Annotated in this window: 19 protein-coding genes; 11 read left to right on the top strand and 8 right to left on the bottom strand. The window is 56.1% G+C overall.

Annotated features, from left to right (window positions below; genetic code table 11):
* Positions 1-123: 123 nt before the first annotated feature.
* Together ACYX34_RS12365 and ACYX34_RS12360 are read left to right on the top strand one after the other, a co-directional pair.
* Positions 124-1,389, top strand: coding sequence for a hypothetical protein (locus ACYX34_RS12365; RefSeq protein ID WP_462076868.1), 1,266 nt, complete (start codon positions 124-126; stop codon positions 1,387-1,389).
* Between the two features lie 48 nt (positions 1,390-1,437).
* Positions 1,438-1,740: a hypothetical protein gene (locus ACYX34_RS12360; RefSeq protein ID WP_462076867.1), complete on the top strand. Its 303-nt coding sequence runs from the start codon at positions 1,438-1,440 to the stop codon at positions 1,738-1,740.
* Positions 1,741-1,822: 82 nt separating this feature from the next.
* Here the strand turns inward: ACYX34_RS12360 and ACYX34_RS12355 are convergent, their stop codons facing one another.
* Genes ACYX34_RS12355 through ACYX34_RS12345 form a run of 3 tightly spaced genes read right to left on the bottom strand, consistent with a single transcriptional unit; the run spans position 1,823 to position 3,452 of the window.
* Entirely contained in the window at positions 1,823-2,209 is a 387-nt protein-coding gene (locus ACYX34_RS12355; RefSeq protein WP_462076866.1) for an arsenate reductase ArsC, read from the bottom strand.
* 10 nt (positions 2,210-2,219) lie between these two features.
* Positions 2,220-3,086 carry an arsenite methyltransferase gene (locus ACYX34_RS12350; protein ID WP_462076865.1) on the bottom strand — a complete coding sequence of 289 codons (867 nt, stop codon included), beginning with the start codon at positions 3,084-3,086 and terminating at the stop codon, positions 2,220-2,222.
* 45 nt (positions 3,087-3,131) lie between these two features.
* Positions 3,132-3,452 carry an ArsR/SmtB family transcription factor gene (locus tag ACYX34_RS12345; protein ID WP_462076864.1) on the bottom strand — a complete coding sequence of 107 codons (321 nt, stop codon included), beginning with the start codon at positions 3,450-3,452 and terminating at the stop codon, positions 3,132-3,134.
* A 944-nt stretch (positions 3,453-4,396) separates the two neighbouring features.
* Here ACYX34_RS12345 and ACYX34_RS12340 point away from each other — a divergent pair.
* The 3 genes from ACYX34_RS12340 to ACYX34_RS12330 all read left to right on the top strand — a co-directional run bounded on the left by ACYX34_RS12340 (position 4,397) and on the right by ACYX34_RS12330 (position 6,834).
* A complete protein-coding gene (locus ACYX34_RS12340; RefSeq protein ID WP_462076863.1) occupies positions 4,397-4,753 on the top strand; it encodes an NHL domain-containing protein in 357 nt (118 codons plus the stop codon).
* A 22-nt stretch (positions 4,754-4,775) separates the two neighbouring features.
* Complete coding sequence (locus ACYX34_RS12335) at positions 4,776-5,549, top strand: NHL domain-containing protein (protein WP_462076862.1); 774 nt, start codon at positions 4,776-4,778, stop codon at positions 5,547-5,549.
* 595 nt (positions 5,550-6,144) lie between these two features.
* A complete protein-coding gene (locus ACYX34_RS12330) occupies positions 6,145-6,834 on the top strand; it encodes a VIT1/CCC1 transporter family protein (RefSeq protein WP_462076861.1) in 690 nt (229 codons plus the stop codon).
* 169 nt (positions 6,835-7,003) lie between these two features.
* On the opposite strand, the gene ACYX34_RS12325 is transcribed toward ACYX34_RS12330, so the two are convergent.
* The 5 genes from ACYX34_RS12325 to ACYX34_RS12305 form a co-directional block, all read right to left on the bottom strand.
* Entirely contained in the window at positions 7,004-8,083 is a 1,080-nt protein-coding gene (locus tag ACYX34_RS12325; RefSeq protein ID WP_462076860.1) for a bile acid:sodium symporter family protein, read from the bottom strand.
* A gap of 202 nt (positions 8,084-8,285) precedes the next feature.
* Positions 8,286-9,302 (bottom strand): alcohol dehydrogenase, encoded by a 1,017-nt coding sequence (locus ACYX34_RS12320; RefSeq protein ID WP_462076859.1) that lies wholly within the window; start codon positions 9,300-9,302, stop codon positions 8,286-8,288.
* A gap of 208 nt (positions 9,303-9,510) precedes the next feature.
* Positions 9,511-10,065: a L,D-transpeptidase gene (locus ACYX34_RS12315; RefSeq protein ID WP_462076858.1), complete on the bottom strand. Its 555-nt coding sequence runs from the start codon at positions 10,063-10,065 to the stop codon at positions 9,511-9,513.
* A gap of 295 nt (positions 10,066-10,360) precedes the next feature.
* Positions 10,361-10,795 carry a CBS domain-containing protein gene (locus tag ACYX34_RS12310; protein WP_462076857.1) on the bottom strand — a complete coding sequence of 145 codons (435 nt, stop codon included), beginning with the start codon at positions 10,793-10,795 and terminating at the stop codon, positions 10,361-10,363.
* A gap of 7 nt (positions 10,796-10,802) precedes the next feature.
* A complete protein-coding gene (locus ACYX34_RS12305; RefSeq protein WP_462076856.1) occupies positions 10,803-11,237 on the bottom strand; it encodes a CBS domain-containing protein in 435 nt (144 codons plus the stop codon).
* Between the two features lie 263 nt (positions 11,238-11,500).
* On the opposite strand from ACYX34_RS12305, the gene ACYX34_RS12300 reads away from it, so the two are divergent.
* The 6 genes from ACYX34_RS12300 to ACYX34_RS12275 all read left to right on the top strand — a co-directional run bounded on the left by ACYX34_RS12300 (position 11,501) and on the right by ACYX34_RS12275 (position 23,058).
* The gene (locus tag ACYX34_RS12300; protein WP_462076855.1) at positions 11,501-12,406 is read left to right on the top strand and encodes a universal stress protein; all 906 of its coding nucleotides are present in this window, start codon (positions 11,501-11,503) and stop codon (positions 12,404-12,406) included.
* 204 nt (positions 12,407-12,610) lie between these two features.
* Positions 12,611-15,424 carry a cation-translocating P-type ATPase gene (locus ACYX34_RS12295; RefSeq protein WP_462076854.1) on the top strand — a complete coding sequence of 938 codons (2,814 nt, stop codon included), beginning with the start codon at positions 12,611-12,613 and terminating at the stop codon, positions 15,422-15,424.
* The gene (locus tag ACYX34_RS12290) at positions 15,421-16,752 is read left to right on the top strand and encodes an efflux RND transporter periplasmic adaptor subunit (RefSeq protein ID WP_462076853.1); all 1,332 of its coding nucleotides are present in this window, start codon (positions 15,421-15,423) and stop codon (positions 16,750-16,752) included. Before ACYX34_RS12295 ends, ACYX34_RS12290 begins: the two co-directional genes overlap by 4 nt.
* Positions 16,753-16,846: 94 nt before the next feature.
* Complete coding sequence (locus tag ACYX34_RS12285; RefSeq protein ID WP_462076852.1) at positions 16,847-18,079, top strand: ABC transporter permease; 1,233 nt, start codon at positions 16,847-16,849, stop codon at positions 18,077-18,079.
* Between the two features lie 9 nt (positions 18,080-18,088).
* Positions 18,089-20,617, top strand: coding sequence for a magnesium-translocating P-type ATPase (gene mgtA, locus ACYX34_RS12280; protein ID WP_462076851.1), 2,529 nt, complete (start codon positions 18,089-18,091; stop codon positions 20,615-20,617).
* 596 nt (positions 20,618-21,213) lie between these two features.
* The gene (locus ACYX34_RS12275; RefSeq protein WP_462076907.1) at positions 21,214-23,058 is read left to right on the top strand and encodes an SLC13 family permease; all 1,845 of its coding nucleotides are present in this window, start codon (positions 21,214-21,216) and stop codon (positions 23,056-23,058) included.
* Positions 23,059-23,075: the final 17 nt, after the last annotated feature.

The following is a 23,075-nucleotide window of genomic DNA, read 5'->3' as shown; positions in this document are numbered from 1 at the left end:
GTTGAGAGAGTCGGAAGTCGTCCAGTATGATGAGTGACAGCTCTCCCGCAACACGTTTGTCGGAGCAATAGCGGCATATCGCTTGAGACAGTCAACACGAGAGCGGATAGAACGGAGCACGCAATGCGCTGGTTGAAGAGAAGCCTGGTCGGACTCGCCGTCCTTGGTGGCCTCACGTACCTGTACTATACCGAAGTGAAACCAGTCGTCATCTTCGGCTTGCGGGAAGATTATGCCCATGCCATCCCTCATCAAAAGGTTCCTGAAGGGCTAACGAGCCTGCAAGCGGAGTCTTGCGGCACCTGCCACACCGAGATCTACAACGAATGGAAGACCAGCATTCATTCCCAGGCTTACAAGGATCCCTTCTTCCAAGCCTACTGGACGAAAGATAAACACATCTGGGTCTGCCTGAACTGCCATACTCCCCTGGAAAACCAGCAGCCAATGCTGATTAAAGATATCCCACGCGAGCGAGTAGAACGAGCCGTCCAAGAACCGAACCCGTACTACGACAGGGAGTATCAACAGGAAGGCGTGACCTGCGCGGCCTGTCATGTACGAGATGGGGTCGTCATGGGACCGTACGAAGATGCCAAGGCTCCCCATCCGACAAAATATGATCCGATGTTCCGCACCGCACAACTGTGTGAGCGCTGTCATAGCGTCGTGGGAGGACCGGCACAGTTCTACAACGGCGGGCCTTGCGGCACCTATCCTGAATATGAGGATGGACACTGGAAGAAGGAACGGGGCTTCATTTGCCAAAGCTGCCACATGCCGGAAATTGAACGACCAGTTGCAATCGGCGGCCCTGTGCGCCAGGGCCGTCAACATCTCTGGCGAGGTGGACACGACCCGGCGATGGTCAAACGGGCCATCGACGTGAAGGTGACGGCTGAGCCGGCCGAACCCAAACCCGGCGACAACGTTAGGGTCACACTGACCCTGGTCAATGCAGGCGCAGGCCACAAACTCCCAACGGGGGATCCTGACCGCCACTTCACCGTTGAGTTTGCAGTGGAAGATCAGAATGGCAAAGTTCTGGAACAGCAGTCCGATACGATGGGGCGTTGGATCCTGTGGCAACCGGCCATTGTCGAGTTGCACGACAATCGGCTCATGCCGCTGGCCAGCCGGGACTATACGTTTGAGTATCGAGTGCCGAAGGAAAGTGCCGGGCTCAAGTTACTCGCGAAGGTTCGTTATCACATCCAAACAGACGGGCAGCATCAGATGCTCATCGACAAGTACGGCCTCACAGCGAAGGATCCGTACAATTTTACCGTCTATGAACGAACCGCACCGTTGACCGGCAATCTCGCCAAGGCCTTTGCGCAGAGCGTGGCTGAGATACACCTTGCCTGTGCAGCACCCGGTCGCGGCTGATCACACGCTCTCCTCCAGGAAAGTCGTTATGTGAAGAGAGGACGAATCATGAAACGACGTGATCAATTACCCACAATTATCTTCACTGCTATCAATGTCATGTCTATGACACATGCCTATGCTGGCCCAGAAATTACCGGCATTCCAAGAGAACCGGTGGACAACGTCAAGATGGAAAAGGCGAGATTATCAGCACAACTCTGCGGCCCAGGATGGACGTTATCCGACAACCGTGAACACACGCCAGCAAGCTTCTTATGCGTTCCTGTCAAGCCAAGAGTACAGTGTCCGCCGAATACGCAGGTGCTTGAAACAGACCATTCAATAGGCTGTGTCCCAAAACCAAAGTAGGCACACACCTGACCACGAACCGCTTGTCGTGCCTGCTTGAAATCACACCAGCTAAGAGAAGTGCAGAAAAAGTATCTGACCATCAACGTCCGATCGAGAAGAATTTCTCGATGCGGGTTTTGATTTGATCCCGTACCGTGCGAAAGACCGTACGCCGCTCTTCATCTGGCTCCAGTACGGCAGCGGGATCCTCGAAACTCCAAGTATGAAGCCAATGAGGACAGGACTCCTTGGCCCGATCGCACACGGTAATCACATAGTCGAATGCCTGATCAGTGAACGCGTCCATGTGCTTTGACTGCTGTGCAGAAATATCGAGGTTCAGCTCCTGCATGGCCATCACCGCGCCAGGATTGAGACCGACTGGATGCGTCCCGGCGCTATACACGGCATACCGATCTTCTGCCGGATGGCGGAGTAATCCTTCCGCCATCTGGCTACGAGCCGAATTCCCTGTACAGAGAAACAAGCTCGCTGTTTCATGAGCAACAGCTCGTCGAGCAGCAGGCCGCCTGATTCGCCTCTGGTTTCGTCGCCCGTACAAACCCACTGATGAACTTGCCATCCACGATCGGCGCGATGGCGTCAAGATTAAGATCAGTTCCCTCGAACAGATCCCGCGCATCCGCAGCCGTATAGACTCTGGTCGGCTCGATCGAGACCCCTTCAAATCCCGCTCGTTTCAGCTTTGCGATGTACTCCTGTTCTTCCAGGGCACCGGCGACGCACCCAGCCCACAATTCGACGTTGCGTTGAATCTCTTGTGGAATCTCCCCTCGAACCACGATATCCGAGACAGCCAGTCGCCCTCCCGGTTTCAAGACGCGAAAGGCTTCCGCCAACACCAGATCCTTGTCCGGCGAGAGATTGATCACGCAGTTTGAGATGATAAGATCGACGGAATTGCCCGGCAAGGGAATGTGCTCGATGTCGCCTTTCAAGAACTCCACATTCGTCACCCCAGCCTTCGTCTGATTGGCCCGCGCCAACACCAACATCTCATCCGTCATATCGAGGCCATATACCTTGCCGGTTGGTCCAACCCGCTGTGCGGAAAGCAGGACATCGATGCCACCGCCCGAGCCCAGATCCAAGACCGTCTCACCCGGAGCAATCTTCGCCAATGCGGTTGGATTGCCGCACCCCAACGACGCCGCCACTGCATCCTGAGGCAACGTGGCAGCTTCGTGGTCGCTGTACAGATTGCCGGTGATTGGGTCGAGTTGCCCCGCCTGCAAAACAGTCCCGGTCCCGCAGCAGGAACGTCGCTCCTGTTTCTGCGCCTGCAAAGCTGCCTGCCCATATCTGGTCTTGATTTCTTCTTTGAGCGTCTGTGCGTCACTCATGATTGACCTCCAATCAAGAAATGTTGATTTATAAGATCTAAAAAATCAGCAGCAACGCGTCGAGGAAACCGCCGATCTTGCTGCTTTCTTGAAAGAACCCACCAACTCCTCTAATTCCTCGATTGCCTGAGCACTAAGGGAGTAATACATCCACCGTCCCTCACGGCGATCCTCAACCAGCCCGGCATCCTTTAATACTTTCAGATGAAACGACAGCCGTGACTGCGCCGCTTTCATCGCATCCGTCAGCTCACAGACGCACTGCTCTCCCTCTTTCAACCGGTCGAGCAGCGCTAACCTGGTCTCATCCGAGAGGGCATGAAACAACGACACCGCCTTCTTGGTTGAGAGAGCTCGAGTAGCCATGGACCATAGATATAACAACCAATCTTGATGAGTCAAGGGCTGAGGATGGGATGAGTCACCTGAGTCGTACGACCTGCGGTTTACAAAATTCAGATAGCCCTACCTCAGACAAGGTAACCCCACAAGAAACCACAACTCAGGACACTGGCACGCTGGGTGCCGATGGGACGGGGTTGTCCTGTGCTGGTAGCAATGAGGTCGCAGATATAAAGAACAATGAAACGATGTAAAGCCTGTTCTATATATCTTAGCCATGCCCTCCTATACCTGTTGCAATCTGTAACCTCACTGAACATTATGCTGCTCCAACGTGCTCGAACCGGTACATCCTCTGTCTGTCATGGGTTTGAGACTCATTTTTTCTCGGCGCCACCACGATAAAAAATGAAACCTCTTAGAGGTCGAGATCTATAACGTAGATTTTGTGAGTGCCTCGGCGGGGCCTTCAAGGGCAGTAGAAACAAACTTCTACAGAGCCCGCACAGAGTTGATCGCAAAGATTTAGTGTCTTTTAGATACAGTGATGAATCAATTCAGATACTAGATTCCTGTTTCATGGAGATGTGATGCCTGCACTTTTGTGGAATATGTGGAGAATTACTTTCTGATTTTCGGCATGCAGATTGCCTTCGCCTATTCAATTGAGCTGGGAAACACGAAATCTTCTGAGGCATAGGGCAACGGCAATGCAAACCAGCTAACCATCTTTTCGCGTGAATACCTGAAAGGAGCTCATGATGAGCAAACGAATCATTTTCCGGGCGGATGGTACGTGGAACGGCCCTTACGAAGAACAAGGCATCACCCACATACGGGACCCCAAACGTCATCCTCACAAGGCTTTAACGCCAATTTATCACAACCTCGACCGCGCACAACTCGTGCGCCCTACACCAAAGATTGCTATTCGGAAATGACACTCACCTTAATAAGGAGCTTTAATTATGGCTGCGACCCTGTCGATGAAGCAGACCGTGCTATTCGCATGGAGTCTGTATGCGGTTAACGGTCTGTTCATCTCCCTCACTGGCTGCGGGAACGGGGATGGACTCCCCCCTCCCACTCCGCCATCGGTGGCCACGATCACTACCGTGGCAGGCACAGGAGTGGATGGATTTAATGGGGATAATCAACCAGCCACTGCGGCCCACCTGAGCGAGCCTCTCGGCGTCGCTGTGGATCGCGCCGGTAGTCTGCTAATGACAGATGGTCGTAACTTTCGCGTTCGGCGAGTTGACGCCCAGACGGGCATTATCACCACCGTGGCAGGCACGGGAGTACCTGGCTTTATATGGGGATAATCAACCGGCCACTGCGGCCCAAATGAGCCCTATTGACGTCGCGGTCGATGGGGCGGGGAATTTACTGATTGCGGATATGCGTAATATGGCCATCCGGCGAGTTGACGCCCAGACGGGCATTATCACTACCGTGGCAGGCACTAGGGGCCGAGGCTTTAATGGGGATAACCAACCGGCTACTTCCGCCCAGTTGAACTTTCCTGTTGGCATCGCCGTTGATGGGGCGGGGAATTTGCTGATTGCGGATCAGACCAATGCACGCATCCGGCGAGTTGACGCCCAGACAGGCATTATTACTACCGTGGCAGGCACGGGGGTCCTAGGCTTTAATGGGGATAATCAACCGGCCACTTCTGCTCAGTTGAACTTTCCTTCTAGCATCGCCGTCGACGGGACGGGCAATTTGGTGATTGCAGATAGTAGTAACAATCGCATCCGGCGAGTTGACGTCCGGACAGGGATTATCACCACCATGGCAGGCACGGGAGTGGCTGGCTTTAATGGGGATAACCAACCGGCCACTGCAGCCCAAGTGAATATTCCTAGGGACGTTGCCGTGGATGGGGTGGGTAATCTGCTGATTGCAGACGGTAGTAACAATCGCATCCGGCGAGTTGACGCCCAGACAGGCATTATTACTACCGTGGCAGGCACAGGGGTCCTAGGCTTTAATGGGGATAATCAACCGGCCACTGCGGCCCACATGAGCGACCCTTGGGGCGTCACAGTAGATCGGGCAGGTCATCTGCTGATTGCAGATCATAATAACAACCGCGTCCGGCGGGTTGGGCCGTAAGGTGAGAGGGTTTAGCGCAGGGTGAAGAGATAAGGCGCTCCAAATAAATCCCTACGCATGGGTAACTGAGCACCAAAAGTTTATTTCCAGGAGTCTGAGGGGCCTCATCGCCCTGTCCGGAGAGCTGGCTGTCTGTCTCAACACATTTCAATATTCACCGCTGAAAACTAAGGGTTTCCGTTACAGTCTCAGTCTAGCCACAATCATAGGTTCTAATTTGTCATTGATCACATGTATAACTGCGATTCCCCCGATGCCAACGGAGGAGGTGACCCGCCCCCAGTTGCTAGGTGACTTACTCAAATAGTCCTGCATACACCGGGTGGGCTCGATCGTCTCTGGAATTGATGGCCGGTAACCCACGCGTAATTTGGGCGAGTGTCTGCATGTCCAGAGACTACAAGGCTACCATGGACGGTCGGATATTTACGGCAGTATTGCGTCCCCTCTCCCCCTCACGGAAAACTCCTGTATCATTGCCGGATGAATGGATTCATCGCTGGCTTTTGCAGTAGACTAGTTTCCGTTCAACTCGTGAAACGACCTGGCGACGTTGCTGGAGTTGAGAGAGCGCACCCTCTCGTGAACCGTTGCGATGCCGCACCTTGAAACGCACACCATACGCCGAATTGGATGGCTCCGTGCCGCAGTGCTAGGCGCAAATGACGGTATTGTGTCGACGGCGAGCCTCATCGTAGGCGTAGCGGCGGCAGGCGCAAGCTCAACAAGTATTATGACCGCAGGCGTGGCCGGTCTTGTGGCCGGCGCGATGGCGATGGCGGCAGGTGAGTATGTTTCGGTGAGTTCGCAAGCTGACACCGAGCGCGCGGATCTCGCTCGGGAGCGCATGGAGCTCGCAACGAACCCCGAGCAAGAGCACAGAGAAATGACTGCAATCTACGCTGCACGTGGACTGGATGTAGAACTCGCATCCAAAGTCGCAACCCAGCTGATGACACATGATGCACTCAGTGCCCATAGTCGTGATGAGCTCGGAATATCCGACACCGTGACCGCACGACCAGTTCAAGCTGCCTTGGCATCAGCTATCACATTTTCGGTTGGCGCTATCCTACCTCTCCTAATCGTCCTGTTAGTACCCGCTTCTGCACTTACGTGGGCTGTTTCTGGAAGTTCACTTCTCTTTCTAGTTCTTTTAGGCTCCCTGGCTGCGCGGGTCGGCGGTGCTTCTGTGATGATTGCCGCTACGCGGGTTACCGTTTGGGGCGCCTTGGCAATGGCTGTGACCGCTGGAGCTGGAGCGTTGTTTGGGGTTCCGGCCTGATCCGTGCCGTTCCTGTTCACCGAAGAAGACGGCACCAGCAATCGCTTTCCAGAAGGTACACGGACCTGGCCTTTGTGGTCAGCTTCGTCAGCATCTCCCGCGAAAGCAGCTTACACTCACCTGCCCTTAACTGAAACCGATCACGCGTGAAGCCGGAGCACTTGTTTCATTAACGTGGCTCTGTCGTTTCCCTCTCCGCGTTTCTCCCGAGGATCTCATGCACGCCACCAGCCACAAGATGCTGAATAAGGTTGTAGAAAATGATCGGAACCATGACTCGGGGATAGGCTGACAAGACCAATGAGGCTAAGACCAGTCCCGTTCCATTGTTATTCATTCCCAATCCATACATAAGCGAGACCCGTTCCGCATCATCGAGTTTGAAGAGTCGACTCAACCCGTAGCCGGCGGAAAAGGCCGTGACACAGAGACCCGCGGTGATCACGAATGTAACCGCGAGGAAGTCATAGTCGCGGTCCGCGACCGCCTGAGGAAGGGAGACCGAGCCGTTCGAGTAGTTCAACAGCAGTAAGACGACGGCATTGATCAGTTTGATGATCGGCATGATGGCCGTCTGTCTGGTTTCCGGCACCACGAAGCGCACCGCAAGGCCCAACAGGGAGGGTAACACGATCCAGAGACCTAGGAACGCTCCCGATCCGTACGCAGCAAGATCATGTATCACCCGCTCATATTCCTCTGTGGCCATCTCACCGAACGTATACAGCGCCACCGGTGTCAGGACGGGACTGAGCAGGGTCGAAGCCAGGACCAACCCCAAACTAAGTGCCAGATTCCCATTTGAGTTCTGGGCCCAGGCGGTTGACGCTCCGGCAATCGGCATGGCCGCCACCAAAGCCAACCCGACGAGGATATGTTGGGCTTCCTCCGGCTCATACCACACCCGCATGATGAGGGTGACCAGAAAGATATAGGCCATAGGAATAACGAGATTGGCGGTGAGCCCGGCAAACAGAACCCCTGTCTTCTTGGCTAACGATCTGAGATGCGAAGTCTTGACCCCCAACCCCGCATTGAACATCAAGGTTGCCAGTAGGAGCAGCAGGAGAGAAACATGCAGCGTCTCGTTGAAGATTTGGAGATCGCCGAAGCTGACCTGTCGTATCCCCAAACCGGCGGCTGGCCAGATTGCGGAGAGCACATAGACGCCGATCAAAAACCACAGGAGGTGATGATGGATGAACTGCGACAAGGCGTGAACCGTGAGGTTGTGGCTATTCTTACCCATTTCGCTCAGCAGAGAATATACGCAACAAGATCACGATTTTTCGCTTTTCATAGCAGGCCGCTTGCTGTCGGGCTAGCCTCCCTGGAATGGTTCGTAGTGATGAAACCGCTGCCAAGCAACGTGTGCATTGAACCTCTGGTGTCGGAAGCATGTAACACGTCGTAACAGACCGTCAACATCCAGGTAGATGGGCATGAAGGCGTTACTCCATGGTCAGCACCACGCGACAACGGGCCTTGCCGCTCAGCATCCGGTCGTAAGCAGCCGCTGCCTGTTCCAGAGGGAATGCCTCCACAATCGGGCGGATACCGGTCAAAGCACAAAAATTCAGGGCATCCTCGGAGTCCCGCGCAGTGCCTGACGGCCACCCCTGAATCGTCGGACGTGCGCCGATCAGTTGAAGCGGTGTCACGATCATGGGGTCAGTCGACGCCCCAAGAACAATGAGCTTGCCGCCGACCCCCAACCCGTCGATCATGTCCGACATGGCTTTCCCGCTCGGCGCCGTTGCCAAAATCACGGCGGCTCCACCGAGACTCGCCAGCTCCTTCACCGGATCAACCGTTTCAGCATCGAGGTAGCGCTCAGCTCCCAGCTTCAAAGCAAGTGCGGCTTTGTCCTGGCCGCGTCCGATAGCCACCGTGTGAAAACCCATCTTGTTGGCAAACTGCACCCCGAGATGGCCGAGTCCTCCCAGCCCCTGAACCGCCACCAGATCACCCGCCCTGGCTCCGCTATGCCGCAAGCTATTAAACGTCGTAATCCCGGCGCAGAGAATCGGCGCCGCTTCCGTTGGCGTCAATACATCGGGGATAGCTGCCAGTGCCTCGGTTCGCGCGATCAAGTACTCCGCATACCCTCCATCTTCATGAAAGCCGGTCACGATGAATTTCTGACATCCGAAAAAATCACCGCGATGACAAGGGGCACAGTGACCACAATGTCCGCCGTGCCACCCCACCCCGACAGGTTGACCTTTTTCCCAGACAACCACCCCGGCACCGACTGCATCGATCACACCCGCCACCTCATGGCCCGTGACTCGTGGATAGTGGAGTCCCGGCCAATGGCCTTCTTTGACGAACATGTCACTATGGCAAACCCCACAGGCCTGCACTTTAACGCGAACGGTATTGGGCTTGGGTTCCGGCACCGGCCCGTGGACGAGCTTGAACGGACCTCCTGGGGAAGTGATCTGCACGGATGTCATTGATGTCATCTCGGCCTCCTTGGCTGACAACTCGTTCGCTTTTACTCGTATAGCCTTTGTGCTCTTAGACCTACGGCGGATGTCTCGGCGCCTGGCCGATGATCTGCATTCTCGGCCCGTTCCGGAGTGAAATCACTTGATCATGCTCGACTTCCTCACCCAATACCCACTCAAATAGCCGCTTCGCATCATTCAGCTCCGGATCTCTTGGAATCCCCTACTGTTCCTTCTGCATCGGTTCGTCATAGAGGCCGATACAACCGTGGGAAGCGGGATAGCCCGGTAAGTCACGCCCGTGCAACCAATAAGATACCCCTTCACGATCGATATGAAATCGGAGCGCATAATTCATCGGATAAGACCGATCCGTTCCCTCAACCTTGTACAAGCAGGATCGATGGGTACGATGGGCCGCGGTGAGGCGAAACTCGCCCACGGGTGTCGGATGGTCCTCGTCCCCTGAGACGATCGGAACGGCAAACCGGAGTGCGCCGTACTCATAGGCACCGAGAAACTGCTCGGACAGATTGACGAGTATGAACTGTCCTTCTTGCTCGGCCGCCAGATACAACAGCGGCAAGGGCAGAAATGACTCCACATCTTCAATCTGCTTCGGGACTTTGATCGACACCCCACCATGGACGTGACGCCGATCGACTCGATTGAACCGCGCGACATGGACCCACTGCTCACCAAAGAGCCTTTCCAATGATTCACCGTCTCGGAGTGTCCGGCATTCCCACTGCACCGTCTCATCACTGGGACACCTCATATCGCATAGGCTACGGCGCTTCGATGTCGATTCTGAATGAACGGCAGTAGGAACAAGAAGGATCATGGCGAGGAGCGCGTTCCAAGCCAACCGCGGAACCGCTTTGGGCATGATGGACATGTACACAACAGACTGTTCAAAAAGTTTCACCGACAAGGCCACAGCGAGCGAAGAGGTGAGGCGTAATCCTTTTCATCCGCCCGCCCCGAGCAGCCAGAGCTGCTCTGTCCCGACTTGGTACGTTAAGCCTCTGCGCGACGCGAGAACGCCGCTGGTGGACTTTTTCAACAGTCTGTTACGACCAATATTGCGATGCCTTCATATAGCCGAAGAGCACATCACGTCTTGCCAGAATCCCCACCAGTTTATTGTTCCGGACGACCGGCACTCGAGTCAAATAGCGGTCCTGGAACAGATCAGCCACCTGAGCAAGCGTTTGATCCTCCGTCACGCTTACAGGATGGGCCGACATGATCTCTATGGCCAAAATCTTTCTGAGATCACGCCCTTCGGTCATGGCTTGCAAGAGATCATATTCCGTGACGATCCCCACTAATGTGCCGTCCTCTTCCACCACCGGCAAACTTCCGTAGTTGCGATGGGTCATCAGATGGGCGATCGTCGACGCCTCGGTGCGCGAGGTGCATCGTGTGACGGCATCCTGCATCAACTGTCCGACCGTCAAGGTCTTCGGATCAGTCGCTTTCATGAAGAATTCGGTTTGTCTCATAACGTCCTCACAGTTGTCGTTTGCCGCCGGTGGCCAGATAGGCCCGTAAGAGATCGCGTCGCGCGATGATGCCGATCAATTTCTCTTTGGCATTCACGACGGGGACGCGAACCAAATCGCTCGCCCGCAGCACGTGTACCATCGTTCCAAGCGTCGTCTCAGGTCGGACGGAGTAAGGATTGGCCGTCATGATATCCTTCGCCGTCATGGTACTGAGCTGGTGGCGGTCATCGACGGCCGCGAGCAGGTCATGCTCGCTGACGATGCCGGCCAACTTGCGCCCTTTCTCCACTACGGGAACAGCCCCAAATCCTTCGGTAAGGAGGGCCGCAATCAAATCCCCCTTCATTTTCAGCGGGACGAACTGTACGTCTTTTTCCATGACCTGGTTCACGGTCATGGAGTCGAAGTCTTTGACCTTCACCTTGGCTTTCTTTTTCATTACCCCTCCTGTATAGAAGCACCTTGTGCTCCCAACTTCTCAGAGATGCATGCTACTGGCGCCAATCACCACAGTACCGTACCTGTCGCTGCAGCAAAATGCCTCAACCCGCTTCCATGTGAAAGAGACGTCCCTCCCCATAACTCTCTGGTAATTAGCCGATTCTTCTTCTGTCTTTCCCCATGCTACAGGCACATCCGATGCAGAACTGATACCCGAAATGGTTTCTCCAGAATCACAGCCTGCACGGAAGGGGACCAGTTATGCGGATCTTATGCGCGGTCGATGGATCGGAACATTCACAATGGGGGGTCCAGACGCTTGAAGCCCTTGCCGGTCAAGAACCTGAACAGGTGGTGCTTCTACACATCGTCGATCAGCCGGCACTTCGGTCCGCCACAAACAAGAACCCCGTTGCAGCGAAACGTGTCCTTGCTGCGATGGAGAAGGCCGGGACCATCGTGTTACGCGATGCCGCACGAGCGGCTCGACTTGCCCTGAGTCAGGCAGCAACCGGACCACGGACAAAGCTCCAGACGATCCTCGCACATGGTCCGATTGCCCATACCATTGCGAGAACTGCCCGGCGACTGAAGGCTGACCTCATCCTCATGGGATCGCGTGGCCTGAGTGACATTCAAGGATTCTTACTCGGGAGCGTTTCTCGGCAGGTGGCTGCGACCGTTCCCTGTCCTCTGTTGGTCGTGAAACAGCCCCTGACCACACTACTCCGCGTGGCCATCGCCGTAGACGACTCCAAACCATCACGTGCTGCTGCCCGGTTTCTTCGATCCCATGTCTTGCCGGACTCCGCCACGGTCACGATCCTGACCTCAGGGGAAAGTCCCGTTACGGACCTCGCGGCACGCTATCTCTCCGAGCCGCAACTGGACGAGTTGAAACGGCCCGTCATGGAACGAGCCACCCGGTTGGTCGATACTCTACGAGATGACTTCATCAAAGACGGTTTTTCGGTTGTCACTCAAGTCCACATGGACCACGTGATCGACAGCATCGTGAAATACGTCGAGACCAACCGTGACCAGCTGTTGGTGATCGGCTCACGTGATTTGACGAAGAGCGAGCGTCTCTATCTCGGCAGCGTGTCCGAAAGTTTGCTGAGACATGCCCCCTGTTCGGTACTGATTGTACGAGGCCCCCGTGCCTGACTTTGGCAGACCGCTGAAAAGTTCCTCCGGCGTTGTTCTCGCGTCGCTCAGACCCTCAACGCACCTCCGGGGAAAAGCTGCTTTAGCGGCTGGGGAAAGGGCGGGTGATGAAAACAACGACTCGGCCCTTTGCTCGCCGCGGCCGAGCCGGGCGATACTTTTGAACGGCCTACGAGATTCACCGCAATTGTCCAGGATGTAAAGATGGCTGATCGAAGCATCAAGTATGGCGACATCAACCAACTGCCGCTTGAGGACGTGCTGAGGCGACTGGACACTACCGCCGACGGTTTGTCTTTCAATGAAGCTCAGCGACGATTCGCCTACTACGGTCCGAATGTGCTCACCACGCAGGATCACTACTCATCTCTCCGCGGACTCCTCAGCCACTTCACCCATTTCCTCGCCGTCCTCCTGTGGATCGCTGCGGGTCTCTCGTTCTTCGCCGACAGGATGAGGCCGGGTGAGGGGATGGCCACACTGGGGTGGGCCATCCTCAGCGTCATCGTCATCAACGCCGGATTTGCTTTCTTTCAGGAATACAAGGCCGAACGAGCCCTCCAAGCCCTCCACCTTCTCTTGCCGGACAAGGCATGGGTGATGAGAAGTGGGCAACCGGTCGAAGCGACCAGACGCGAGATCGTGCCGGGCGATGTCCTGATCATAGAAGAGGGCGAACGGGTGCCGGCTGATGGGCGCCTCATTGAGGCGGTCGGTATGCGAGTGGATAACGCCGCCTTGACGGGTGAATCGAGGCCAAAACGACGAACGGCCGAGGCGACGGCGGATGGACACTGGCTCGATCTGCCCAATCTTGTCTTTGCCGGAAGCACCATCCTGTCGGGGCATGGCCGAGCCGTCGTCTTCGCCACCGGGATGCAGTCAGAGTTCGGTAAAATTGCCGCCCTTACCACTGCGGTCGAAACCGGACTCAGCCCGCTCCAGAAAGAAATCATCACGGTCACCCGGATCGTCGCCGTGATTTCGTTGGTGATGGGTATCACATTTTTTCTCGTCGGTTTGTGGACAGGGCTGGGCTTTTGGATCAGTGCGATCTTCGGCATCGGCATTATCGTGGCGAACGTGCCCGAGGGGTTGCTCCCGACCGTCACGCTGGCCCTCGCCATGAGCAGTCAACGCATGGCGAAGCGCAACGCATTGATCAAACACCTGCCTTCCGTTGAGACACTGGGCTGCACAAGGGTGATTTGCACCGATAAAACAGGAACGCTGACGGAGAATCACATGAAGGTCGATCGATTCTTCGTCGATGGGCTGATGATCGAGTCGCAAGAGGGGTGTTTTTTCACCAGAGGCCGCATGATCAGTACGGCCGACGCTGAACACTGGCGTCCCTTCTTCGATGCACTGCTTCATTGCCACAACGCCAAGCGCGTCCGGAAGTCGGATGGACATTCCGCCGTCACCGGCGACCCCACGGAAACCGCATTATTGGAATTCGCCATCGCACATGGACTGGCCCACCGTCCCCCACTGCGACGCATGGGAGAACTGGCATTCGACGCAGATCGGAAGAGGATGAGCACGCTTCATTGGTCAGAAGGACGACTCATCGCCTTCACGAAAGGCGCTCCTGAGTCCGTGTTGGCGATTTGTACCCACACCCACAGCCATGGCGACACCATTGCCATGACGCCCAGCGAGCGCACACACCTCCTGAGCCAAAGCCGGTCCTTCGCCGAACAGGCCTATCGTGTGTTGGCCGTCGCCATGCGTGAGGTGGCCCACCAGCCTGAGCACATTGAAGTCGAAACCATCGAAAATGACCTGACGTTTCTCGGCCTGGTTGCCATGATGGATCCACCGCACCGAGAAGTGCCGGAAGCGATCGTGAAATGCCGGCAAGCCGGCGTGCGTGTCATCATGGTCACCGGCGACCATCCGCTCACGGCGCTGGCCGTTGCGCGCAAGATCGGCCTGGTTTCTGAACAGACTGGACCATCACGGCACAGTTTCGTCCCGGTCATTGAAGGACCACAACTCGGCACGATGAGCGACGAACAACTCCGTCGGCTCTTGACCCCGTCTCGGCCTGACGAACCGGACCCGGTCTTTGCCCGAATGGCTCCGCATCACAAGATGCGGATCGTGTCTACGCTCAAGGAGATGGGAGAAGTGGTCGCGGTCACCGGCGACGGCGTCAATGATGCACCAGCGCTCAAGAAGGCCGACATCGGTATCGCCATGGGTGTCGCGGGCACGGATGTCGCCAAGGAAACCGCGGACATGATCTTGCTCGACGATAACTTTGCGACGATCGTGAGTGCGATCGAAGAAGGGCGCACGGTCTATGAGAATATTCGCAAGTTCACCAGCTATGTCTTGGCAAGCAATGTACCGGAAGTCGTGCCCTACCTAGGCTACGGCTTTCTTGGGATGCCCCTCGCGCTGACGATTCCTCAAGTTCTGGCCGTTGACCTTGGAACCGACATGATCCCCGCCTTGGGCCTCGGCACAGAGCGCCCACAGTCCGATATCATGAACCTCCCGCCGCGCTCACGAAGCGAGCGATTACTGAGTCTCCCGATTTTGCTGCGGGCCTACCTTTTTCTTGGGCTCATTGAGGCCGGAGTCGCGATGGGAGGATTCTTCCTCTACCTCCATAGTCAGGGGTGGACCTGGGGATCACATTTGGATTGGTCCTCTCCATTGTATAAAAAAGCCACAAGCGTCACCTTCGCCGGGATCGTCTTCGCACAAGTCGCGAATGTCTTTGCCTGCCGATCCAATCATCTCTCGGTGGCCCGACTCGGATGGCTCACCAACCCCCTTCTCGCCTGGGGCATCGTCACTGAGCTGACCATTCTTCTGCTCGTAACCTACACACCGATTGGAAACGAGATCTTTGGAACGAGTCCCTTGCCTCTCTGGATTTTTGGACCGCTTGTTCTCGGCGCCCTCGTCCTCTTGCTGGCCGAGGAGGGCCGGAAGGTCCTCGTGAACCGGCGGCATCGCAGAGCAAATCCTGGAACTACCCAGATCGTGAACCCATCATGACCACTGATCCACAACAACCCACTCGCCATCCTCCTGCGAACGACATCATTCCCCGCCATGAGGTCTCGGCACTGGGCCGGCGACGTTCCGAGCCGGTAGCTGAACAGGAATCTGTACCTACAATGGTCACGGTACCCACTCGAGCGAGTCGATCTCGTCTCTCCTGGCTGATCAGCATCATGTTCATCCTGCTCATTGGGGGATGGGGACTATGGTACTGGTGGGCCTCCGGCATCCCTCCCATTCACTACAAGACAGCCGTGATCGAGCGCGGACCGATCACTGCGATCGTGACCGCAACCGGCACGATCAATCCGGTCGTCTCCGTGCAGGTCGGAAGCCAGGTCTCCGGGAAAGTTGCGCAACTCTTTGCTGATTTTAATTCCAAGGTGACAAAGGGACAGATCTTGGCACAGATCGATCAAAAGCCGTTCACGGCCCGTGTGAGCCAAGCACGTGCTGCCGTCAAAAGCGCCAAGGGCAACCTCGCAAAGGCCAACGTATCGGCGACACAACGCAAGCGGGAGTTCGATCGCATGGCAGCGCTGCGGCCGCAGGCGTTCGTCTCACAGGCAGATGTGGATCTCGCGGAGACGAACTACCGGGACGCCGCAGCCAACGTGGAGGTTCTCCAGGCGCAACGAGATCAGGCTCAGGCCGTACTCGCTTCAGCGGAATTGGATCTTGGCTATACCACGATCTACTCACCGGTAGACGGTATCGTGGTCTCCAGAAACGTGGACGTCGGCCAAACGTTGGCCGCGGCCTTCCAGACACCGATCCTGTTCGTGATCGCCCAGGACTTGACCCAGATGCAGGTCAATGCCAACGTCAGTGAATCCGACATCGGCGGGATCAAGGAAGGGACGGAAGCCAACTTCCGCGTGGATGCCTATCTGAAACAGTTCTTCGAAGGCGTGGTGACGCAGGTGCGCAACGCACCGATCAACATTCAGAACGTCGTCACTTATGACGTGGTCATCACCGTCCGCAATCCTGAGTTGAAGTTGAAGCCGGGGATGACGGCAAACGTCACCATCGTGACTGCACGAAAAGAGAATCCGCTCCGTGTCCCCAACGGCGCGCTACGCTTCAGAATGCCTAACGTACCGACCGACAGGAAATCCACGCGCGTTTGGATATTGGATCCCAATCACCAACCTCGCCAAGTGGAGGTCTCGACGGGCATCGCCGACTCTCTCCATACGGAAATCGTGTCTGATACCTTGCGCGAAGGAGAGTCTGTCATTCTAGGGATTGAGACAGATGAAGAACAGGCCAAGAAACAATTACCTCCCGGTTTCGAACCGGGTCGGGGGTTGAGATGAAGGGGGACAAGAAACAATCAGCTCCCAGCATTCAGCTGTCAGCCTTGGATCGGATTACTATTACTGAAAGCCCGGCCGCTACTAGCTGATCACCATGTCCTTCTTTTGGCTCACCTTTCTGTCGGCTTTCCGTATTCTCAGGCATAACCCGTTGAGAGCCGGCTTGACGATGCTGGGCATCATCATCGGCATCAGCGCAGTCGTCGCCATGATCAGCCTAGGCCAGGGCGCCACCGCCTCCGTGCAGGCTGAAATTTCAAGCCTAGGCACCAATGTGCTGATTGTCATCCCTGGGGCCACGACGGTCGGCGGCGTCCGTGGTGGACTCGGCTCGATTTCGACACTGACGGTCGACGATGCGGAAGACATTGAAAAAAAGGTTGCCGGTGTCACGACAGCGATGTACGGGACGCGATCGATCCTCCAAGTGATCAGGGAGAACAAGAATTGGAGTACGGTCGTCTTCGGAACGACTCCCGCCTTCCCGGATATCCGCAATTGGCCCATTGCCCAGGGAAATTTCTTCACACAATCAGACCTTGATTCTGCCGCCAAGGTCGCCGTCTTGGGAAAAACCGCCGTTCAGAATCTGTTTGAACCGGATGAAGAGGTGGTAGGAAGCGAGATTCGTATGAGGAATGTTTCTCTCCGGGTGATCGGAATCCTGGCATCGAAGGGCCAATCCATCACGGGGCAAGATCAAGATGATTTCGTTGTCCTTCCGTTCTCAACCGCGGAGCGCAAGGTCTTTGGGACCAAATTTCTGGGAACCGTTGGAATCATTTTGGTGGCAACGACAACCCGCGACGACATTCCCGCTGCAGCCGACGACATCAAGGAGCTGTTGCGGGCGAGGCACCGGCTGCACCCATCCGAGGAAGACGACTTCACGATCCGGACCATGGAGGATATCGCCAAAACCGTCGCCGGCACGAGCAGAACAATGATGGTGATGCTGATGAGCATTGCATCGATTTCACTGATCGTCGGCGGAATCGGCATCATGAACATCCTTCTGGTTTCCGTCACGGAACGGACGAGGGAGATCGGCTTGCGGATGGCGGTCGGCGCAAAGCGCGCGCACATCCTGCTGCAATTCCTCATGGAAGCCCTCATCATGACCGCGATCGGAGGAATGCTAGGTGTTGGAACAGGCGTCGGCATTGCCCGGCTGCTCACCACCATGATCGGGTGGCCGACCATCATCAGCACCCAAGCCGTGGTCGCGGCGTTTTTGTTCTCACTCGTCGTCGGACTGTTCTTCGGCCTGTATCCGGCGAATAAGGCGTCCAAGTTGAACCCGATTGAAGCATTACGCTACGAATAGCATGGACTGATGGCTCTGAAACAACAGATTCCCGCATTCTGGGGGCTGCCGATCGAGGACGTGCTCCGTCATCTCGACACCACACGGCAAGGTCTGACTTCACCTGAAGCTGCAGAGAGACGAACCCAATTTGCATCCTGCCGGCTCAAGGCTCGCCACAAAACCCATCCTCTGACCATCCTGGCGGCACAGTTTCGTAACCCCATCATCCTGATTTTGATCGGCGCGGCCCTGGTTTCATTCTTCTTGTCTGACCCCACGGACGCCGCCATCATCTGCGCGATTATCGCCATGAGTGCCCTGCTTGGGTTTTGGCAAGAGCACGGCGCGGAACAGGCTGTATCGGAATTGTTTGCCCTGGTCCATGTCACATCAGCGGTGTGGCGAGACGGGCAAAGGGTTGACATACCACTTGACGACATCGTCCCTGGAGATGTCGTCGACCTCTCGGCCGGTTCGAGCATTCCAGGAGATGGACTGCTGCTTGAAGCAAAGGACCTTTACGTCGATGAAGCCGCGTTGACCGGGGAAAGCTTTCCCACAGAAAAGTATGCCGGCAGTGTGCCTCCGGCAACCGCGTTGGGGTCGAGAACTAACAGCTTGTTCATGGGGAGCCATGTCGTCAGCGGGCATGCAACGGCTGTTGTTCTACACGTCGGGCACGATACGGAATTCGGCAGGCTGGCCCATCATCTGACGCGTCGACCACCGGAGACCGAATTTGAACGAGGGATGAAGCGGTTCGGCTATCTGTTGATGGAAGTCACCTTGACGTTAGTGTTCGTCATTTTTGCGATCAACGTGTTTCTGCATCGCCCGGTCCTCGATTCGTTCCTGTTTGCAATGGCGCTTGCCGTCGGACTCACCCCGCAGTTGTTACCGGCCATCATCAGCGTGAATCTCTCACACGGCGCGAAACGGATGGCTCGTGAGCAGGTCATCGTCAAACGGCTGGCATCCATTGAGAATTTCGGCAGCATGAACGTCCTCTGCTCCGACAAGACCGGAACATTGACGGAGGGCGTCATGCGACTCCATGCCGCCGTTGACCCCCATGGCGTTCCGAGTGACCGCGTCCGCTTGCACGCCTACCTCAACGCAGTCTATGAAACAGGATTCGTCAACCCGCTGGATGAAGCGATCAGGAAACAATGCGTATCCGATGTCTGCGAATATAGAAAACTCGACGAAGTTCCGTATGATTTTATTCGCAAACGTCTCTCCATTCTGGTCGCCACCGCTTCCACCCATCGACTGATCACCAAGGGAGCTGTCGAGCAGGTACTCGCCGTATGCTCACGTGCCGAGGACTCGGATTCGAATCCTGCCCCCCTCGCAGCACACCAGGAAACCATTCGACGGCTCTGTCAGGACTTCAACAGCGAAGGGTTCCGCACGATCGCATTGGCCTATCGCGATATGGGAACCAGAACCCAGATCGACAAGGCCGATGAAACAGATATGGTCCTGCTCGGCCTGTTGATCTTTGCAGACTCGATCAAACCCGATATGACGAAAACCGTCGCCTCTCTAAAGCAACTGGGCGTCACGCTCAAGATCATCACAGGAGATCATCGGTTGGTCGCGGCCCATGTCGGGCGCCAGGCCGGTATCGACCATGGGCGACTGCTCACCGGACAGGACTTGCGGGTGATGACGGATGATGCGCTCGTCAAGCTGGTCAATGACATCGATGTCTTTGCGGAGGTGGAACCCAATCAAAAAGATCGGCTTATTCGCGCCCTGAAACGGGCCGGCAACGTAGTCGGTTATATCGGGGACGGCATCAACGACGCGCCCGCCTTGCACGCGGCAGATGTCGGGATCTCCGTTGACAGTGCCGTCGATGTCGCAAAGGACGCCGCCGACATTGTCTTACTGAAACAAGACCTTGCCGTGCTTGTCGACGGTGTCCGTGAGGGGCGAACCACGTTCGCCAACACCCTTAAATATGTATTCATGGCGACGAGCGCCAATTTCGGCAATATGTTCAGCATGGCCGGAGCCTCCCTGTTCCTGCCGTTTCTGCCTCTCCTTCCAAAGCAGATCCTCCTGACCAATGTGCTGACCGACATCCCGGAGATGACCATCGCGACCGACCGTGTGGACCCTGAACTGATCGATCAGCCGAAACGCTGGGACATCGCCTTTATTCGAAAGTTCATGCTCACATTCGGTTTGGTCAGTTCAGTGTTTGACTACTTGACGTTCGGCGCGCTGCTGTTCCTCCTGCACGCCTCACCGGAGCAATTCCGGACCGGCTGGTTCGTGGAATCGGTCATCTCTGCATCGGCCATCGTGCTGGTCATCCGCACAAGACGAACGGCACTTACCAGCATGCCTGGCCGATATCTCGTGCTGGCTACCCTTGCGGTCGCCGGTGCGACGCTGCTCCTCCCCTATACACCGATCGCCAAGCCGCTCGGACTGACACCATTGCCGATGTCTTTTTTCCTCCTGCTCGCATCGATCCTTGTCTGCTACGTCTTAACGGCTGAGCTGGTCAAGCAGCACTTCTATGCGAAGCATTCGTTCTGAGGCAAGCAACAGACGGCGCCCGGCTCTCACCCCCACCCTCCCAGGTTGGGAACTCCCGCGCCATTAGAATTCCGACCTGTATACCAAGCTTGCAATGAGTGGGATTTCGTGGCATCGGCATTGTTCTCGGCCTGCTTATCTCGCCGGAGTGGTGCTGACGTATATGCGGCCGTCTGTGATCAGAGATCATGGCAAACTCGCGGATACTACTGGCGATGTCATGGAGGAGACTTTGCTGCTCACGTGTATGCGCACCACCAAGGACGTCGACATCACCATCCCAACGCGATGCGCCATGGTGCTCGGAAGTCGTCTGGTGGATTCAGCGTATCGGTACCGGATCGAGGCTTGATTCTCCACACCAGCGTGACGATCAGGTATGATGTTCCTTGACGAAAGATCCATAAGTCGAGAGAGTCAAAACACCGTCGGGATGATCAGATGTCACCCATGACGCCTATTCACGATCGGTTGATATACCCACCCGCCAAAGGCCCGCGTGGGAGCCTGGGGTGCAACACACGGAATCCCTTCTGTGTAATGCATCGGCATAGGTTTTCCCCGACGACCTCCACCCTCAATACGCGTCTCCGACCATCGAGGATGGCTGCGGAACGGCAGAATACATAACCGAGCGCCTCAAGGAATCTCCTATGCCCCATGAAATGATCATCGTACTTCTTGTGGTGCTGTCGTCGGTCATATTTTTCGTGACCGAACGTCTTTCGGTCGACCTGGTTGGGTTGTTGATCATTGCCACCCTGCTCCTCAGCGGGATCATTACCCCCGAGGAAGGTTTGGCCGGATTCAGCAATACGGCCACCGTGACGGTGGCCGCCATGCTCGTGCTGAGTGCTGGGCTCTTCAAGAGCGGCGCCCTGAATGTTCTGGGTACCGGGTTAAAGACACTCAGCCGGCGCGGCACGGCCATCACGCTGCTGACAATGATGATGATGGTTGGAACCATCTCCGCTTTTATCAACAATACCGCAGCCGTAGCCATGCTGATGCCGGTTGTCATCGGTATGGCCAACGAAACCCGCATCGGTCCCTCAAAACTGCTGATGCCGCTGTCCTTTGCATCGATGTTCGGAGGCGTGTGCACACTGATCGGCACCTCAACGAATATTCTCGTCAGCTCGATCGCCGAACGCTACGAACAGCCCGGCCTTGGTATGTTCGAAATGACACCGCTCGGGCTGGTGTTTTTTGCCACAGGCACGGTGTACATGCTCGTGGCCGGGCTTCGTCTGATACCCGATCGTCGAACCACCCGCGATTTGACACAGCATTTCGGCATGGATGACTATCTCACGGAGCTCGTTCTACTTCCTGAAGCTAAGTCCATCGGTATCACCCTTGCCGACTGCCCGCTGGTGCAGGAAACCGAACTCGACATTCTCGAGGTCCGTCGCGGCGCCGGCCGATTACTGTCCCCGGACCCCCTTACCGTGCTGCAAGCAGGCGACGTACTGCTCGTTCGATGCAACATTGCCCAGATCAAGCAATTACAGGAACGGGCCGGAATCGCACTCAAATCAGAGATGCACGTGAGGGATAAAGACCTGGAGTCCGTCCACACCCAGCTCATGGAAGCCGTTGTTGCGCCTTATTCCGTGTTGGATGGACGATCGTTGAAAGGCATCAGATTCCGCGACAACTTCGGTGCGACCGTTCTGGCCGTCCGACATCACGGGACAGTTGTCCATGATAACTTGAACTCACGAACCTTGCGCGGAGGCGATGTGCTGCTGCTCAAAGTACGACGGGATTCCCTCGCCCGTCTCCAAGAGAGCCCTGCCTTTGTGATGATCTCCGACACAGGCCTTCCGACATTTCGAACCCACAAGCTAGTGACCGCCCTCGCGATTGTCGCCGGCGTGGTGGTGTCGGCTGCATTGAACCTGGTTCCCATCGTCGTCAGCGCGATCACTGGATGTGTTCTGCTCGTGCTGACCGGATGTCTGACGATGCAGGAAGCCTACAGCGCCGTTGAATGGCGAATCATTTTCCTGCTGGCGGGCGTACTCACGTTGGGAGTCGCTCTGGAGAAAACCGGCGCGGCCTTATTGCTGTCCAACTGGCTCATTGCAACCGTGGGAATCTGGGGTCCTCTGGCACTCGTGTCGGCATTTTACCTTGTCACCTCGTTGCTAACAGAGACGATGTCGAACAATGCCACGGCTGCGCTTCTCGCACCCATTGCGATCACCACAGCCCAGTCACTGGGTCTCGACTCTCGTCCCTTCCTGATGGCCATCACTTTCGCAGCTTCCGCGAGCTTCATGACTCCTGTCGGTTATCAGACGAACACGCTGATCTACGGGCCCGGCCAATACACGTTCGCGGACTTTCTTCGTGTGGGCACGCCCTTGAATATCCTGTTCTGGCTGCTCGCAACTTTCCTGATCCCGGTTTTCTGGCCATTCCGGCCCGCATGATCTAATCATATTCATGT

The organism is Nitrospira sp. CMX1, from assembly GCF_054902215.1.
Note: the sequence above shows the minus strand (reverse complement) of the source record. Positions and strands in the feature narration are given on the sequence as shown.

Excerpts from the sequence above, each read along its gene's own strand:
- mgtA (WP_462076851.1), top strand. The coding sequence starts at position 18,089 with ATGGCTCTGAAACAACAGATTCCCGCATTCTGGGGGCTGCCGATCGAG.
- ACYX34_RS12300 (WP_462076855.1), top strand. The coding sequence starts at position 11,501 with ATGCGGATCTTATGCGCGGTCGATGGATCGGAACATTCACAATGGGGG.
- ACYX34_RS12310 (WP_462076857.1), bottom strand. The coding sequence starts at position 10,795 with ATGAGACAAACCGAATTCTTCATGAAAGCGACTGATCCGAAGACCTTG.
- ACYX34_RS12350 (WP_462076865.1), bottom strand. The coding sequence starts at position 3,086 with ATGAGTGACGCACAGACGCTCAAAGAAGAAATCAAGACCAGATATGGG.
- ACYX34_RS12330 (WP_462076861.1), top strand. The coding sequence starts at position 6,145 with ATGCCGCACCTTGAAACGCACACCATACGCCGAATTGGATGGCTCCGT.
- ACYX34_RS12325 (WP_462076860.1), bottom strand. The coding sequence starts at position 8,083 with ATGGGTAAGAATAGCCACAACCTCACGGTTCACGCCTTGTCGCAGTTC.
- ACYX34_RS12360 (WP_462076867.1), top strand. The coding sequence starts at position 1,438 with ATGAAACGACGTGATCAATTACCCACAATTATCTTCACTGCTATCAAT.
- ACYX34_RS12345 (WP_462076864.1), bottom strand. The coding sequence starts at position 3,452 with ATGGCTACTCGAGCTCTCTCAACCAAGAAGGCGGTGTCGTTGTTTCAT.
- ACYX34_RS12320 (WP_462076859.1), bottom strand. The coding sequence starts at position 9,302 with ATGACATCAATGACATCCGTGCAGATCACTTCCCCAGGAGGTCCGTTC.
- ACYX34_RS12335 (WP_462076862.1), top strand. The coding sequence starts at position 4,776 with ATGAGCCCTATTGACGTCGCGGTCGATGGGGCGGGGAATTTACTGATT.
- ACYX34_RS12365 (WP_462076868.1), top strand. The coding sequence starts at position 124 with ATGCGCTGGTTGAAGAGAAGCCTGGTCGGACTCGCCGTCCTTGGTGGC.
- ACYX34_RS12285 (WP_462076852.1), top strand. The coding sequence starts at position 16,847 with ATGTCCTTCTTTTGGCTCACCTTTCTGTCGGCTTTCCGTATTCTCAGG.
- ACYX34_RS12290 (WP_462076853.1), top strand. The coding sequence starts at position 15,421 with ATGACCACTGATCCACAACAACCCACTCGCCATCCTCCTGCGAACGAC.
- ACYX34_RS12295 (WP_462076854.1), top strand. The coding sequence starts at position 12,611 with ATGGCTGATCGAAGCATCAAGTATGGCGACATCAACCAACTGCCGCTT.
- ACYX34_RS12305 (WP_462076856.1), bottom strand. The coding sequence starts at position 11,237 with ATGAAAAAGAAAGCCAAGGTGAAGGTCAAAGACTTCGACTCCATGACC.
- ACYX34_RS12340 (WP_462076863.1), top strand. The coding sequence starts at position 4,397 with ATGGCTGCGACCCTGTCGATGAAGCAGACCGTGCTATTCGCATGGAGT.
- ACYX34_RS12315 (WP_462076858.1), bottom strand. The coding sequence starts at position 10,065 with ATGAGGTGTCCCAGTGATGAGACGGTGCAGTGGGAATGCCGGACACTC.